We start from the raw sequence: 14,936 nt of genomic DNA, 5'->3' as shown, positions 1-14,936 counted from the left end.
GGACCTCCTTCTGGCGCAACGCGCCCTGCTCAACGTTGTTCTAGACGCCGATCGGCGCGACAGAGAATGCAAGAGAAAGCGGCTTATGGGAAGCGATGCGGTAGGGTTCATGCACGGGCGACCCCCAGCTGTCATCCCCGCCGACGCCCATCTGCCTTGCCGCGATCGTCACCACCGTCTTCGTCACCGGCGGCAGGTCTTCCGGCCGCTCGGCCGTTTCAAGTTCCATCGTGCCATAGGGCAGCGCATTGAACTCGAACGGCGCGCCTTCCGCTGTAAAGCGAAGCCCCCCGCCGGCCTCGTCCGTCACCTCGGCAAAGCGCGTGCCCATCCGGTTGCCGCATTCCTGCGGCACGCAATAGGGCGAGACATTGTCCACAACGCTGCGCGCGAAGATACCGAGACGCGCGCCGCGGCACCGGTCGGCATAGTTTTCATCCGGCCCGAGCCCGTAGTAGCGGAAACGGTCGAGGGCGGGGGGAAGCGTGAACTGCAGGCCGAAGATCGGCAGGTCCGGCAGTCCCTGTCCGCCCGGGAAATCGGCTGTGACATGAATGAGGCCATCGCGCCCGACCCGATATGCAACCTCCGGCATGACCGGGAGGCCCGGAAGCGGAAAACGATAGCGCACCACCGGCTCGGCGCCGTTCATGTCGAACTCGACAGGACCGCGTTTCGCGTAGAGGCTCGCCGTTTGCCAGATCGCATGTTCAAAGCCGTGATTGCGACCGCGGTCATTGTCTGTCATCGCCCGCCAGAAGGTGAGGCGCGGCGGGCGGTGCATGAACTCGATGCCGCCGGCCTTCAGCGACGTCATGCCGCCGAACGCTTCTGAAAACAGCGCGAAATATCTCGGTGCCTCGATGCCGAGATGAAGATCGCCGCGCGTCAGCTTCAGCGGTACGGGGGCAGCGACCTTCGGTTCGCCCTCGATGGTGAAGACATGTTCGCCGAAAGCCGTTTCATGACCGGCCTCCGCCCATGCCGTCTTCTGCTTCAGGCAAAGCGAAGCCTGCACGGCATATTCGCCAGAAGACAGGTCGCCGGGCAGGTCGAGCGGCAGCGTCGCCGTTTCGCCGGCTGCAATCTCCGGCTCCAGGGTTGCCGAGAAAACCGCGACGCCTTCCTTCAGCAGCCGGACGTTGAGCAGACATGCAGAGGAGGAAACGAACAGGTTCCTGTTGCGGATGGTAACCGCATTGCGCGCCGGCGTGATATCGAAAGGCTGGTAGAGCGCCCGCACCTCCTGCACCTTCGGCGTTTCCTCGCGCCATGCCGTGACGATGCCGTCCGCGCAAAAAGTATAGTCCGACGGGCGGTCGTCGAAATCGCCGCCAAGACCGAGCCGGCGGTCGCCCTGCCCGTCGCCGAGCGCCAGCGCCTGGTCGATATAGTCCCAGATAAAGCCGCCCTGATAATGCGGGTACTTGTCGATGAGGTCGGTATAAAGATGCATGCCGCCGCAGGAATTGCCCATGGCATGGGTGTATTCGCAGAGAATGAACGGCTTCTGCGGGTTATTCTTCAGCCAGGCTTCGACATCCTGCGGCTTCGCATACATCCGGCTTTCCATGTCCGACGTGCCGTCGAAGCGCCGGTCGTGAAAAATGCCTTCATAGTGCACGAGTCGCGACGGGTCGCGTTCACGGAACCAGTTCGACATGTCGAAAATGACGCTGCCGCCGAAGCTTTCATTGCCGCAGGACCAGATCAGGATCGAGGCATGGTTCTTGTCGCGCTCCAGCATGGAACGGGCGCGGTCGAGAACGGCGGCGCGCCACTCGGCCCGGTCGCCAGGCACGACCCAGCTCGGCTCCACCGCGCCATCCTTCTGCCAGGAGCCGTGGCTCTCGAGATTGGCTTCGTCGATGACATAGAGCCCGTATTCGTCGCAAAGCCTGTAGAAGGCCGACTGGTTCGGGTAGTGGCTGGTGCGCACGGCATTGATATTGTTGCGTTTGAAGAAGCGCACGTCGAACAGCATGTCTTCATAGGTCACGGCCCGGCCCCGAACCGGATTGAACTCATGCCGGTTGACGCCGTTGAAGACGATGCGTTCGCCGTTCAGATGTATGACGCGGTCGATGACCTCGAAACGGCGGAAGCCGACGCGTTCGGGGATGAATTCGACCGTCTGCCCGGCCGCGTCAATCAGCGTGATGGCGAGATCGTAGAGGTTCGGCGCTTCCGCGCTCCAGAGCTTCGGCTCGGCAATGTCGAAGGCGAGGTCCATCTCCTCCGCGGCTTCGAAACGCTTCTGGCCGACGACCGTTTCGCCGGTCTCATCCGAAAGCGCGACTTCGACCGTCCCGCCCTTCCGCGCCGGCGCGAGCCGCATACGCAACCTGAGTTTCGCCGAGGCATAATCGTCGGCAAGATCGGTGGTCACGAACAGGTCTTCCAGGTGGAGAGCGGGCTGCTGCTCCAGCCAGACATCGCGGAAAATCCCGGTCAGCCGCCAGAAATCCTGGTCCTCGATCCAACTGGCCGAGGAGCGCTGGAACACCTGCACCGCCAGCCGGTTTGCCCCCTCCTCCACAAGGACGGTCACGTCAAAACAGGCCGGCGTGAAACTGTCTTCGCTGTAGCCGAGAAACGCGCCGTTGAGCCAGACGAAGAAGGCGGTCTCGACGCCGTCGAAGGTGAGCACCACGCGGCCGGTTCCCGCGCGTTTTTCGAAGATGAAATCCCGCAGATAGGAGCCGACCAGATTGGCCTCGGGCACTGCCGGCGGACGCAGCGCCTCGATCCCGTCCCAGGGATATTGCGTGTTGACGTACTGGTTCTGCCCGAAGCCCTGAAGCTGCATATAGCCCGGCACTTCGATCGAATCCCAGCCGGAAAAATCGAAATCGCGTTTCTCAAAACCTTGCGGCCGCTTCGCGCTATTCGCGGCCAGCTTGAAAGCCCAGCGGCCGGAAAGGCTTTGACGCAAAGGGTTCTCCGCGCCTTCACGCGCCGTTTCGGCCGAGGGCCAGGCGATGTGATCGGAAACGGGATCAAGACGGTTGACCGCGAAGGTCTCGGGATCAAAAAGCCAGTCGATATTCGGCTTCAGGGGCATTTTCTGTCTTTCCTGGTCTTCGCATGTCGCCGCCGGCGGCAGGGGCCGCCGGATCTCAGATCCCGGTTTTCCGACCGATCAATCGTTCAAATAATGGACTTCGGAAAGCGCGCGCAGCCGGTCGGCCGCCTGCTCCGGCGTCAGATCACGTTGCGGCGAGCCGAGCAGTTCGAAACCGACCATGAATTTCTTCACGGTGGCCGAGCGCAAGAGCGGCGGCAGGAAATGGGCGTGCATGACCCACTCGTCATGATCGTCGCCGTCGGTCGGCCGCTGGTGGAAGCCCATGGAATAGGGAAACGACGTCTTGAAAAGATTGTCATAGCGCACGGTGACCTTCGACAGCGCCTCGGCGAGTTCCTCGCGTTCCTTCTCCGTCATCTCCTCCATCGAGCGGATATGGCGCTTCGGCAGCACCATGGTCTCGAACGGCCAGACTGCCCAATAGGGCACCAGCACCACGAAGCCCTCGTTTTCGAACAGGATACGTTCGCCGAGCGCCAGTTCCTGCTCGAGATAGGCTATCAGAAGCGGCTTTCCGTGCTTCTCGTAATAGGCGCGCTGGTTTTCCGTTTCCTTTGCCGCCTCATTCGGCAGGCTGCGGCTGGCCCAGATCTGGCCGTGCGGATGGGGATTGGAGCAGCCCATCATCGCGCCGCGGTTTTCGAAGATCTGGACGTGATTGATGTCGGGGTGGACGCCAAGCTCCTCATATTGCGCGACCCAGGTATCGACCACCTTGGCAATATCGGCAACCGCCATGCGGGCAAGCGTGAGGTCGTGGCGGGGCGAAAAGCAAATGACGCGGCATATGCCGCTCTCGCCCTCTGCCAGAAGAAGCCCGTCTTCGAAACGCTCCTTCGGCGCGTGCTCCGTCAGCGCCGCGAAATCATTGTCGAAGACGTAAGTGCCCGTGTAGTCGGGGTTCTTCTCGCCGTTGACGCGGGTATTGCCGGGGCAGAGATAGCAATCCGGATCATGGGCCGGCATTTCTTCGGTCGCCGCGTCCTCGACCTGGCCCTGCCAGGGGCGCTTGGCGCGATGCGGCGAGACCAGCACCCAATCGCCCGAAAGCGGATTGTAGCGGCGATGCGGGTGATCGGAAAACGCGTTCATCGGTTCAACTCCTCTCATTCATCCGGCCTTCCTTCATCAAAAAAGGGGACCGGCGCCATCCTGCGGGGCGCAGGCAAAGATGTCGGAGGTGTGGCCGCTGGCCTCGAAATAGGCCGCACGCACCTTCTCGACAAAATCATCGACTGCCCCGGCTGCAACCAGGCTGACCACACAGCCGCCGAAACCGCCTCCGGTCATCCGCGCGCCGAAAACGCCCGGCTGCGACTGGGCAATCTCAACCAGCTTATCGACCTCGGCGCAGGAAATCTCGTAATCATCGCGCATCGAAACGTGGGAGGCGTTCATCAATCGCCCGAAAGCGTCCAGGTCGCCGCGTTCCAGCACCTCGGCGGCGGCGAGCACGCGCCCGTTCTCTGTCACGATATGACGGCAGCGTCGGTAGGTCGCCTCCGGCAGAAGATCGCGATGCTCCTCGAGCGCGTCGAAACTGACATCGCGCAGGGCTTGAATGTCGCCCAGCACGGGTTGAAGCAGGCGCACGCCTTCCTCGCAGGACTGGCGGCGCTTGTTGTATTCGCCGTCGGCAAGCGCGTGATGGACCATGGAATTGGCAACCACGATCCGCGCCTTCGGATCGATCGGCACCGGTTTGCGCTCCAGCGAACGACAGTCGATCATCAGCGCATGGTCATGCACGCCGTTGCAGGAGATGAACTGGTCCATGATGCCGCAGCGCATGCCGACATAGTCGTTTTCCGCCTTCTGGCAGATTTTCGCGAGTTCGACGGTATCGACCGCGTAGCCGGAGAGCGACAGAAGCGCATAGCCGGTGACCACTTCGAGGGCAGCCGACGAGGAGAGGCCGGAACCGACGGGCACGCTCGATGACACCAGAATATCCGCGCCCTTGAGCGTCGTGCCGGCCTTTTCGATCATCACGGCGACGCCGAAGGCGTAATCCGTCCAGTCGCCGCGCGGCGCGTTCGCCTCTGCGTCGAGATCGATTTCGGCGCTCCTGCCGTTGTTGAAGGAGTGGATCGTGATGATCCGGTCTTGGCGCGCGGCGGCGGCCGCCTCTGCCTGGAATTCGAGCGCCGCCGGCATGACGAAACCGTCATTGTAATCGGTATGCTCGCCGATCAGGTTGACGCGTCCCGGCGCGCGGAAAAATCGAGGGCTCCCGCCGAAACGCTCGGCAAAGGCCTCGCGCAGTGAAACGGTGTCGGACATCTTCCCTCCCTGAAAATAAGACGGGCGCATGTGATGATGAATGAGGTTTGGCGTCAACCAGACTTGTCAAGAAGACCGGCTTTTTATGGGCAGACCTGCCAAAAAATGCGGGGATAGCAGAAAAGCGCGCCCCGGCGGAGCAGCCGGGGCGCATCTTGTCTTCAGGACTTACTTGCCGAGTTCCTGCTGAACGCCTTCGTCCATGTTCGTCAGGCCATCCTCAACCGAGATGTTGTCGGTCATGATGTTGTCATGGGCACGGTTCAAGACAACCTCGATATCGGCCGCCTTCAGGTTGACCGGCATTTCGAGATAGCTCTGGAGGGTCTTGAGCGCCCCCTTGCTGGTCTCGTCCGTCGGGAAACCATCCTTCGACGTGATTGTCGCGAGAACCTCGTCCGTCATCAGTGCCGGGAAGGTACCGGTTTCGGCGATCACCTTGGCGCCCTCGGGACCGGCAATGAAGTTTGCGAACTTCATGGCGGCGTCCTTGTTCTCGGAATTGGCCGCGACGCCGATCGAGGTGACGGTGGCAGCCGTGGTGCCGGCCTCGACGCCTTCCATATGCGGATAGCGGGCGATGCCCCAGTTGGTGGACAGCGATTCGCCCGACTGAACCTTCTGGATCTGCGTGCCGATGAACCAGCTTCCCATGGGCAGCATGGCAACCGCGCCGTTGTAGAACGGGCCGGAATAGTGCGTGCCGGAGGTCTTCAGCTGGGCATAGGACGGCACGGCGCCGTCTTCCTGAAGGCTGAGAACGCGTTCATAGCAGGACTGCAGGAATTCGTAAGAGCCGCCATCGAGCGTATGTTCACCGTCCATGATGCAGGGCAGCTGCACGGTCGAGCGCCATGTGTGGAACAGGCCGCCATAGGTCTTGTTGGCGCCAAAACCCGAGGTCAGCGCGCGCGCCTTTTCGGCGAATTCGTCCCAGGTCATGTCGTTGGTCGGATACTCGACGCCGGCCTCATCGAAGAGGTCCTTGTTGTAGTAAAGGATCCAGACATCGGAACGGAACGGCAGGGCATAGACATTGCCGTCAACCGTCAACGCCTCGATCAGGCCGCCATAGGCTTTTGTGTCGATGCCGTTTTCGGCGATATCGTCGTTGAGCGGGGCGAGAAGATTGGCCTTCACCAGATTGGCGTATCCCGGAATGTCCTTCACCTGGACGACATCGAGGTCCGAGCCGCCACCGGAAAGCTGTGTCATCAGCATGGTGGAGAAATCGGCCGAGCCAAGGTCGGTGTGTTCGACGGTGATGTCGGGATACTTGGCCTCGAAGGCGTCGATGATCGGCTGGTAATAGGCCGTCGCGTCCCAGTCCCAGAGCGCCCAGTTGATGGTCGTCTTCTCCTGTGCCTGGGCGGCAAGCGGCATCAGGCCAACCGTTGCCAGAAGGGTCAGTTTGAGCAGGTTTTTCATGATTACTCCTCCGTTTAGGCGCGCTTTTGCGCCGTTGCCATGGTTTTCGCGTCCTCGTCACCGTGATTGATGCGGGAGAACGCGAAACCGGTTGCCTTGTGCGCCGAAAATGCCAATGCGAGCGCGCCAAGGGAAAAGTTGAAAACCACCGGGGTGAACACGGTGACAGGATAAAAGGCGATGTGGACGAGCCAGAGCGCCGCCATGAAGGCGAGGCCGGCGAGAACCGGCAATGGCCGCGCGATCGCCGCGAGCAGCGCCACCTGAAGCAATCGACCGCCGGCAAGTTCAAATCGCGTCATGGCCGAAAACAGGCAGACCGCCACGATCGCGACAAAGGCGATGACGCAGACGCCGATGGCCGTCGGCAGCACGTAGGCGAGCGCGTGCCGGGCGAGCTGGCCGTAGATATAGACCGCGTAGCCGGCAAGACCGAGGATCAGCGCGACGCCAAGCCCCCATGCCGTCGCCTGCAGGAAGTGGCGGACGAAGGCGCGGCGGAAATCCCGCCAGAGCCAGACGTTTTCGTCCTCGATCATCACATTGGCGATGTTCATGCCGGCTGCAAGCGCGGCAGGCGCCGTCACCACCGGAATGGAGCAGACCAGCATCAGGATATTGAGCCTGAACAGGTCCCAGGCCTCGCGAACGAGAATGAAGGCGAAGAGGGCAAGCCCCTTCTTCTTCGGCGCATTCTTGGGAATGCCCGGTCCTTCCCGCATCATCCAGTTGGTCAGCCAGTTCATGTCAAGACGCCTCCCGCGTCCCTCAAACCCGAATTGCTAGTAGAGAATGGATTGCTCCGTTTCCTTGTCGAAGAGATGCGGATTGACGAGATCGGCGATCAGATCGATCGCTTCGCCGTCCTTCGCCGCGCAGCGCGGTGAAACCCGCGCGATCATGTCGTGGCCATGGGCCGTCATGTTGAGATGGATCTCGGCGCCCATCGGCTCGGCCAGATCGACCAGCGCCGTGAACGGGCAGGTGAATTCCGGGGCGATGTCATGGGGCTGGCTTTCGTGGAAGTTTTCCGGCCTGAGACCGAGAATGATTTCCTTGCCCTCATAGGGCGCAAGCCGGTCGGCCTTGTCGCCGACGATCAGCGGAAATGCCGTCTCGTGGAAGCGTCCGACCCAGTTTTGGCCATCGCGCTCGACGGCGACCGGCAGCATGTTCATCTGCGGCGCGCCGATGAAGCCGGCAACGAACATGTTGACCGGATTGTCATAAAGCATCTGCGGCGTGTCGACCTGCTGGATATAGCCGTCCTTCATGACGACGATGCGATCGGCCATGGTCATGGCCTCGACCTGATCGTGAGTGACATAGATGAAGGTGCTGTCAAGCTGCCGGTGCAACTTGGTGATCGCCGTGCGCATGGAGCCGCGGAGCTTGGCGTCGAGGTTCGACAAGGGTTCGTCGAGCAGGAAGACCTCCGGATTGCGCACCATGGCGCGGCCAAGTGCCACGCGCTGGCGCTGACCGCCGGAAAGCGCCTTCGGCTTGCGGTTCAACAGGTGTTCGATATCGAGGATCTTCGCCGTCTCGCGGACCTTCTGGTCGATCTCGGCTTCGGGCGCCTTTCGGAGCTGAAGGCCGAATGCCATGTTCTTGTAGACCGTCATATGCGGATAAAGCGCATAGTTCTGGAACACCATGGCGATATCGCGTTCCTTCGACGGCACGTCGTTTACGAGCTCGTCGCCGATATAGAGTTCGCCCGCCGAAACCTCTTCCAACCCGGCAATCATCCTGAGCGTGGTCGATTTGCCGCAGCCGGACGGCCCCACCAGGATGATGAATTCCTTGTCGGCGATCTCCAGATCGATGTCATGGACGACCGTCAGCGCGCCGTATGTTTTTCTCAGTTTTCTAAGCGAGATACCGGACATAATCGTATCCTCTCAAAGCCGCCGCGGGCGTTACCAGTAGGAGGACCAGTTGCGCGAAAGCCGCGTCAACGCCTCGAGATAATAGTAGTCGCCCCAGGACACGCACTCGTCGACGCCTTCCGGCGTGCAGGTGTTGTAGGGCGTCTTCTTCGAATAGGTTCCGTGAAGCACGAGGCCGTTGGAGACAGCAGGATCCTTCACCGCGTAGTTGTCGGCCAGGCTCTTGACGAAACGCCGGGCGATATCACGATAGGCGGCGGCCTCCGCGCCACCGAGGATATCGGCCATCTCAAGCAGGCCGCAGGCGACGATCGCGGCAGACGAGCTGTCGCGCGGTTCGTCATCGCCGTCGGAAAAGATCATATCCCAATACGGCACCATGTCGGCCGGCAGGCGCGTCATGAAGAAATCGAGCGCCTTCCTGAACATCGCCGCATATTCCGGCTTCGGGTCGTAGCGGTAGGACAGCGCCAGCCCGTAGACCGACCATGCCTGGCCGCGCGCCCAGTCGCTGTCGTCGCGATAGCCCTGAACTGTAACGCCCTTCACAGGGCCGCCCGTCTCGGGGTCCATGAAAAAGGTGTGATAGGTCGAGCCATCCTCGCGGAAGGAATTGGCAAGCGTGGTCGCGGCATGAATGCGGGCAATGTCGCGGTATTTCCCGTCGTCCGTCTCGCGGCTAGCCCAATAGAGCAGCGGCAGGTTCAACAGGCAGTCGATGATGTAGCGATAATTCTCCCGCGCGCCCATTGCGCCCCAGGCCTGAATGAAACCGCCGACTTCGTGAAAACGCGCGATCAACTGATCGGCGGCAAGGATCGCGGCCTTGCGCCCGTCTTCATCGCCGACAAGTTTCCATGCGGCAACGCAGGTCGGCGAATAGAGGAAGCCCATATCATGATGGTCGACCTCGATTTTGTTCTCGATCCGGTGCAAAAAGCTCTGCACCTGGATTTGCGCGGCATGCTGAAATACCTTGTCGCCGGTCAGTTCATAGGCGAGCCAGATCTCGCCCGGCCAGAAGCCGCAGGTCCACTGGTCGTTGTCGATCGCCGGATAGAAATTGGCGACGCTCGAATGGTTCTGCTGGCGATAGGTGAATTCCGGCAGGTTGCGGCGCACCTGGGCGACGGCCGCGGCGATCGCGTCGGCGATCTCGGCGTCGGAAATCGGCTGAACGGCGAAGTCTTTCTGATATATGGTCATGGTCTACCCCTTGATCCCGGCATTGGCGACGCCTTCGACGAAGAAGCGCTGCAGCGCCAGGAAGACGGCGAGGACGGGGATGATGGCAACGACGGATGCGGCCATGATCAGCCCATATTCGGCCGAATATTGCGAGATGAACATTCTGAGGCCGATCTGGATCGTCTTCAGATCCGTCTTGGTCAGGTAGATCATCGGGCCGAGGAAGTCGTTCCAGGCGAAGACGAAGGTGAAGATCGTCAGCGTCGACAACGCCGGCTTCGACAAGGGCAGCATGATCTTCCACCAGATCTGGTACTCGTTCATGCCGTCGACGCGCGCGGCCTCGCACAGCTCATCGGGGATCGACATGTAGAACTGCTTCATCAGGAACACGCCAAAGGCGGTGAAGGCCTGAAGCGCGATCAGCGCCCAGTGGGTGTTGTAGAGCCCGAATTCCCGCATCAGGATGAACTGCGGCACCATATAGACCTGCCAGGGCATGGCGATTGTGGCGATGTATCCCAGGAACAGCACGTCGCGATAGGGGAATTTCAGCTTGGCGAAGGCATAGGCCGCAAAGGACGAGGTGAAGAGCTGCAACAGCGTCACCATGATCGTGATCTTGGCGGTGTTGAAGACGAACAGGCCAAGCGGGATCTTGGTCCAGATCTGCACGTAGTTTTCCCAACGCGGGTTTTCCGGAATCCAGTGGATCGGGAATTCGAAGACCTCCCGGTTGAACTTCAGCGACGCCGAGAGCATCCACGCGAACGGCAGCAGCATGATGACCGTGATGACGATGATCAGCGCGTAGAGGGCAATCGTGGACAGTTTGATCTTGCGACCGAAAATTTGCATCTCACCCTCTCCCTAATCAAGGCTGCGCGAATAGCGGAACTGGATCAGCGTGACGGCCAGAACCAGAACGAAGAGAACAAGCGCGACCATGCTCGAATAGCCGAGATCCCATGAGATGAAGGCCTCGTTGTAGATGTGATAGACCAGCACCAGCGTCGAGGTTCCGGGGCCACCCTGCGTGATCATGTAGACCTGATCGAACACCTTGAAGGAGTTGATGGTCAGCATCACCGAGACGAAGAAGGTGGTGGGCGCCAACTGCGGCAACGTCACGTTCCAGAACTTCTGCCACGCATTGGCGCCATCCAGATCAGCCGCCTCGTAAAGCTCGCGGTTCACGCCCTGAAGGCCCGCCAGATAGATCACCATGAAATAACCGGCCTGCTTCCAGATGCCGAACAGGATGATGGTGACCATCGCCCAGTCCTTGTCCGCCGCCCAGCCGGGCAGGTTCTTCGGGTCGACGCCCATCGTGTAGAGGATCATGTTGACCGGACCCATTTCCGGGTTGAACAGCATGTTCCAGACGACGGCAGCCGCGACAAGCGAGGCGACATAGGGAAAGAACATCGCCGCGCGAAAGAAGTCGCGCCCGAAGATCTTCTTGTTCAGGAGCATGGCCAGACCCAGCGAGCAGGCCATTGTCAGCGGCACGGAGAACACCGTGTAGATGATCGTGTTCCAGAACGCGGCCTGGAAGGCCCTGTCGCGGAAAAGCTCGAAGAAATTGGCAAGGCCGGCAAACTCGATCGGGTTCGAGCCGTCCCAGTGCATGAAGGCAAGCGCGAAGGCGAAGATGATGGGCCCGAGGGTGAAAACCGCGAAACCGAGGAAGTTCGGCGCAATGAAGGAGAAGGCGACGAGACTTGCCCGCCGCTTCTGCTGACTTTTCGTCAGCACACGGCGCTTCTTCCTCTTTTGCCCTGTCGCTAAGCCTAAGCCGGTGGCAGCCAAGTGATCCTCCCATCCTGCGGCCCGCCGCAAGGCGACAGACCGGGAAAGCCTTTTACGAGCGCCATGGCAGACGTCCGTGATTTTGGCTCATCCTATCGCCGGAAAACATATAATACAAGTATCCAAAAATGTATTTTTTCGGCTAAAACTTATCCGACATATGTGCTAGAGGGTTGCGGTATTCATGTTCCGGGTCCTCATGAAGCGCCTGACGGCGCAAGGACAGGCACGAGAAAAGAACAAGTTCATGCCGCGCCGCCGCCCGTTCGCAAAAGGGTCCGGCCGGATACGGGAGGACGGAATGTTTCGCGAGCGCCTGCGGGCCCTGCCAGATACCTTCGAACCTTTTGCGCCTGGCTGGACCGCCGCCGACCGCGACAAATGGTCATCCCTGCCCGAGAGTTACGCCACCCGGCTGACCGAGGCCGCCGAGAACTGTCCTCTCTCATGGCCGGCGCTTCCCGCCAGCGCCTATCTCGCCTTTTCCCGCAACGGCGACCGCATCGGCTACGAGACGCCCTACATGCAGCGCCGCCGCATGCTGAATGCCCTGGCGCTCGGCGAATGCGTTGCCGGCGACGGGCGCTATCTCGACCGGATCATCGACGGCGCGCTGCTGATTGCCGAGGAAAGCGGCTGGCAGCTTCCGGCTCACAATGTCTATATCCGCGATGCGCAGGTATTGCCGCTGCCCGACCCGCGCCGTCCGGTCGTCGATCTCTTCGCCGCCGAGACCGGGGCGGAGCTTGCCGTGCTTGCGACCCTGTTCGAAGCGGAAATGAACGCGGTGACGCCGATGATCGTCTCCCGGCTCGACGATGAGGTCAGCCGCCGCGTCATCCGGCCCTATCTGGAGGAGCACTTCTGGTGGATGGGCCGGGGCGACGAGCCGATGAACAACTGGACCGCCTGGTGCACGCAGAATGTGCTGCTGGCGGCCTTCTCGCGCCCCTTCGACACTGAGACCCGGCGACACGTCGTCGAAAAGGCCGCCGCCAGCCTCGACTTCTTCCTCAAGGACTATGGCGAGGACGGCGCCTGCGAGGAGGGCGTGCTTTACTATCGCCATGCCGGGCTTTGCCTGTTCAATGCCCTCAACATCCTCGCGACGGCCGCGCCCGACGCCTTTGCCCCGCTTTTCCGCGAGCAGAAGATCCGCAATATGGCGGAATTCATCGCCTATATGCATGTGGCAGACGACCGCTATTTCAATTTTGCCGATTCGTCCGCCCGGGCAGGCTTCTGCGGCGCGCGCGAATATCTTTTCGGCAAGGCCGTCGGCTCGACACTCCTTGCCGACTTCGCCGCCGCCGACTGGAAGGCTTCGCCCGAACCCGACGCGCCGGAGGAGATCAACCTTTTCTATCGCCTGCAGGGGGCGATGACCGCCGGGGAACTGGCGGCGCACGAGGCGCAACGCCCGATGCCCGAAGACCGGTTCTTCCCGAGCATCGGCCTCCTGGTGGCCCGCGACCAGCGCTTCGCCCTCGCAGCCAAGGCCGGCGACAACGGCGAAAGCCATAACCACAACGACACAGGCAGCTTCACGATCTACAAGGACGGAAGGCCCTTTGTCATCGATGTCGGCGTCGAGACCTATACCGCCAGGACCTTCTCTGCCCGTCGCTATGAAATCTGGACCATGCAGTCCGCCTTCCACAACCTGCCGAGCTTCGGCGGGGTGACGCAGAAGGACGGCAAGGCCTATGCCGCAAGCGACGTCGCTGTCACGCTGGATGCCGATGCCGCTCGCATATCCATGGAAATTGCCGGGGCGTATCCGAAAGAAGCGGGCGTCCAATCCTACCGGCGGACGGTCGATTTTACCAAAGGCCGGGGAATCACCATCACGGATATCTGCGACGCCGCAAAGCCGGCGACGCTCTCGCTGATGGTTGCAACGAAGCCGGAGGTCATCGAGGGGCGGATCACCCTTCCCGATCTTGGAGAGATCGCCATCGAAGGCGGCGGCAGGCCGCAGGTCGAGGCAATAGCCATCACCGATCAGCGCCTCAGGGCCGCCTGGCCCGACACGCTCTATCGTATTCAAATCCCCCTGGGCGGTCGAACGCTCAGGCTTTCAATCAATTGACGGGAGACCCCCATGGAGATCACGCTTTCCGTTCTCGACAAGGCCGGCGAGGTGCGCGCCCGAAAGACCGGAAACGAGGCTGTTTCGTTGTTTTTCCGGCACGCCTACGCGCCCGGCGACCGGATCACCGTCGAGACCGGCAGCCCCGGAAGCTTCCTCACGCTTTCAATCGATAATACGCTCCCGCCGGCTGTCGTGTTCATGAAAGAGGGCGCGTTCAGCTTCCCCGTTCCCTTTGGCGATGCGAAAACCACCTACGCGCCGACGGCGTTTTCCGGCGAGAACCACAGGATCTCGGCGCATGCGACCGGCCCGGATGCGCTCTCCGGCATCCGCAATCTGGCGCTGAACCCGGCGGACCACGGCGCAAGCGTTGCAGCCTATCCGCACGCCTTCGCCAGCGTCGAAACCCGCGGCGAGGCCGCCTTTGCCGCGCGCAACGCCATCGACGGCGAGATCGCCAGCGACGACCACGGCTTCTGGCCCTATACAAGCTGGGGCATCAATTGCGATCCGGAAGCAATGATGACGGTGGAATTCGGCCGCCGGGTCGTCGCGCGGTCGGTCGTGCTCTTTACCCGCGCCGACTTTCCCCATGACGCCTGGTGGACCTCGGCCCGCATTACCTTCAGCGACGGCCATTCCATCAATGTCCCGCTTGAGAAAACCGGGGCGGGACAGCGCTTTGCCTTTCCCGAGCGCGAAACGGAATGGGTGCGGCTCGAAAAACTGGTCAAGGCTGACGACCCCTCGCCGTTCCCCGCCCTCACCCAGATCGAGGTCTGGGGGCGCGAAGCCGGCCCTTGAGCACTCATCTTGCCCGGGGCGAATGTTGTATTGTATTTTCATTCAACTTATCATACAATTTTTGAAGAAGAGGTGCTTCTGTCGTCCGGCATAAACAGTTCGCAGCCGGCGTCAGGGCCGATGCCTGACCTCAAAGGGGATGAATTTTGGCAACGCAAACCGCCGCACGCAATGGAACCCTGGTCCATAAGGTCAGCGAGGCCTTGCGGCGGTCGATTCTGGACGGCGCGTTTCAGCCCGGCGACAAGCTCCCGAGCGAGGCCCGACTGACCCAGGAACACGGCGTCTCGCGCACCGTGGTGCGCGAGGCCGTTGCCGCCCTCAGGTCCGACGGCCTCGTCGAGCC

At 61.4% G+C, this 14,936-nt stretch carries 12 protein-coding genes; 3 read left to right on the top strand and 9 right to left on the bottom strand.

The genetic code is table 11. The features are described 5' to 3' along the window. Positions 1–40: 40 nt before the first annotated feature. The 9 genes from lacZ to AC5DC2_RS00365 form a co-directional block, all read right to left on the bottom strand. Positions 41–3,064, bottom strand: a complete 3,024-nt coding sequence (lacZ, locus tag AC5DC2_RS00405; RefSeq protein WP_491697081.1) for a beta-galactosidase, LacZ type — start codon at positions 3,062–3,064, stop codon at positions 41–43. Between the two features lie 78 nt (positions 3,065–3,142). Continuing rightward, the gene (locus AC5DC2_RS00400) at positions 3,143–4,180 is read right to left on the bottom strand and encodes a UDP-glucose--hexose-1-phosphate uridylyltransferase (protein WP_491697080.1); all 1,038 of its coding nucleotides are present in this window, start codon (positions 4,178–4,180) and stop codon (positions 3,143–3,145) included. Positions 4,181–4,216: 36 nt separating this feature from the next. Then, a complete protein-coding gene (locus AC5DC2_RS00395; protein WP_491697079.1) occupies positions 4,217–5,371 on the bottom strand; it encodes a galactokinase in 1,155 nt (384 codons plus the stop codon). Between the two features lie 168 nt (positions 5,372–5,539). Further along, the gene (locus AC5DC2_RS00390; protein ID WP_491697078.1) at positions 5,540–6,799 is read right to left on the bottom strand and encodes an ABC transporter substrate-binding protein; all 1,260 of its coding nucleotides are present in this window, start codon (positions 6,797–6,799) and stop codon (positions 5,540–5,542) included. 14 nt (positions 6,800–6,813) lie between these two features. Continuing rightward, positions 6,814–7,545, bottom strand: a complete 732-nt coding sequence (locus tag AC5DC2_RS00385; RefSeq protein WP_491697077.1) for a DUF624 domain-containing protein — start codon at positions 7,543–7,545, stop codon at positions 6,814–6,816. Between the two features lie 36 nt (positions 7,546–7,581). Further along, positions 7,582–8,691 carry an ABC transporter ATP-binding protein gene (locus tag AC5DC2_RS00380; RefSeq protein ID WP_491697076.1) on the bottom strand — a complete coding sequence of 370 codons (1,110 nt, stop codon included), beginning with the start codon at positions 8,689–8,691 and terminating at the stop codon, positions 7,582–7,584. Positions 8,692–8,721: 30 nt separating this feature from the next. Beyond that, on the bottom strand, positions 8,722–9,897 hold the full coding sequence (locus AC5DC2_RS00375; protein ID WP_491697075.1) for a glycoside hydrolase family 88 protein: 1,176 nt from the start codon (positions 9,895–9,897) through the stop codon (positions 8,722–8,724). Between the two features lie 3 nt (positions 9,898–9,900). Continuing rightward, on the bottom strand, positions 9,901–10,737 hold the full coding sequence (locus AC5DC2_RS00370) for a carbohydrate ABC transporter permease (RefSeq protein WP_061449748.1): 837 nt from the start codon (positions 10,735–10,737) through the stop codon (positions 9,901–9,903). 12 nt (positions 10,738–10,749) lie between these two features. After that, positions 10,750–11,691 carry a carbohydrate ABC transporter permease gene (locus tag AC5DC2_RS00365; protein ID WP_061449749.1) on the bottom strand — a complete coding sequence of 314 codons (942 nt, stop codon included), beginning with the start codon at positions 11,689–11,691 and terminating at the stop codon, positions 10,750–10,752. Positions 11,692–11,992: 301 nt separating this feature from the next. On the opposite strand from AC5DC2_RS00365, the gene AC5DC2_RS00360 reads away from it, so the two are divergent. The 3 genes from AC5DC2_RS00360 to AC5DC2_RS00350 form a co-directional block, all read left to right on the top strand. Then, entirely contained in the window at positions 11,993–13,783 is a 1,791-nt protein-coding gene (locus tag AC5DC2_RS00360; protein ID WP_491697074.1) for a heparinase II/III domain-containing protein, read from the top strand. Between the two features lie 12 nt (positions 13,784–13,795). After that, positions 13,796–14,590 carry a DUF7402 domain-containing protein gene (locus tag AC5DC2_RS00355; protein WP_491697073.1) on the top strand — a complete coding sequence of 265 codons (795 nt, stop codon included), beginning with the start codon at positions 13,796–13,798 and terminating at the stop codon, positions 14,588–14,590. Positions 14,591–14,736: 146 nt separating this feature from the next. After that, positions 14,737–14,936, top strand: a 200-nt coding sequence (locus AC5DC2_RS00350) for a winged helix-turn-helix domain-containing protein (protein ID WP_491697072.1), incomplete at its 3' end; no start/stop codon positions are given.

The sequence above is a fragment of the Martelella sp. genome, assembly GCF_984369615.1.
The sequence above is the reverse complement of the archived record's forward strand: the minus strand, read 5'-3'. Positions and strand labels throughout refer to the sequence as shown.

What these genes read in the sequence shown, in the direction of transcription:
- lacZ (WP_491697081.1), bottom strand. Translation starts at nt 3,064, where the DNA reads ATGCCCCTGAAGCCGAATATCGACTGGCTTTTTGATCCCGAGACCTTC.
- AC5DC2_RS00400 (WP_491697080.1), bottom strand. Translation starts at nt 4,180, where the DNA reads ATGAACGCGTTTTCCGATCACCCGCATCGCCGCTACAATCCGCTTTCG.
- AC5DC2_RS00395 (WP_491697079.1), bottom strand. Translation starts at nt 5,371, where the DNA reads ATGTCCGACACCGTTTCACTGCGCGAGGCCTTTGCCGAGCGTTTCGGC.
- AC5DC2_RS00390 (WP_491697078.1), bottom strand. Translation starts at nt 6,799, where the DNA reads ATGAAAAACCTGCTCAAACTGACCCTTCTGGCAACGGTTGGCCTGATG.
- AC5DC2_RS00385 (WP_491697077.1), bottom strand. Translation starts at nt 7,545, where the DNA reads ATGAACTGGCTGACCAACTGGATGATGCGGGAAGGACCGGGCATTCCC.
- AC5DC2_RS00380 (WP_491697076.1), bottom strand. Translation starts at nt 8,691, where the DNA reads ATGTCCGGTATCTCGCTTAGAAAACTGAGAAAAACATACGGCGCGCTG.
- AC5DC2_RS00375 (WP_491697075.1), bottom strand. Translation starts at nt 9,897, where the DNA reads ATGACCATATATCAGAAAGACTTCGCCGTTCAGCCGATTTCCGACGCC.
- AC5DC2_RS00370 (WP_061449748.1), bottom strand. Translation starts at nt 10,737, where the DNA reads ATGCAAATTTTCGGTCGCAAGATCAAACTGTCCACGATTGCCCTCTAC.
- AC5DC2_RS00360 (WP_491697074.1), top strand. Translation starts at nt 11,993, where the DNA reads ATGTTTCGCGAGCGCCTGCGGGCCCTGCCAGATACCTTCGAACCTTTT.
- AC5DC2_RS00355 (WP_491697073.1), top strand. Translation starts at nt 13,796, where the DNA reads ATGGAGATCACGCTTTCCGTTCTCGACAAGGCCGGCGAGGTGCGCGCC.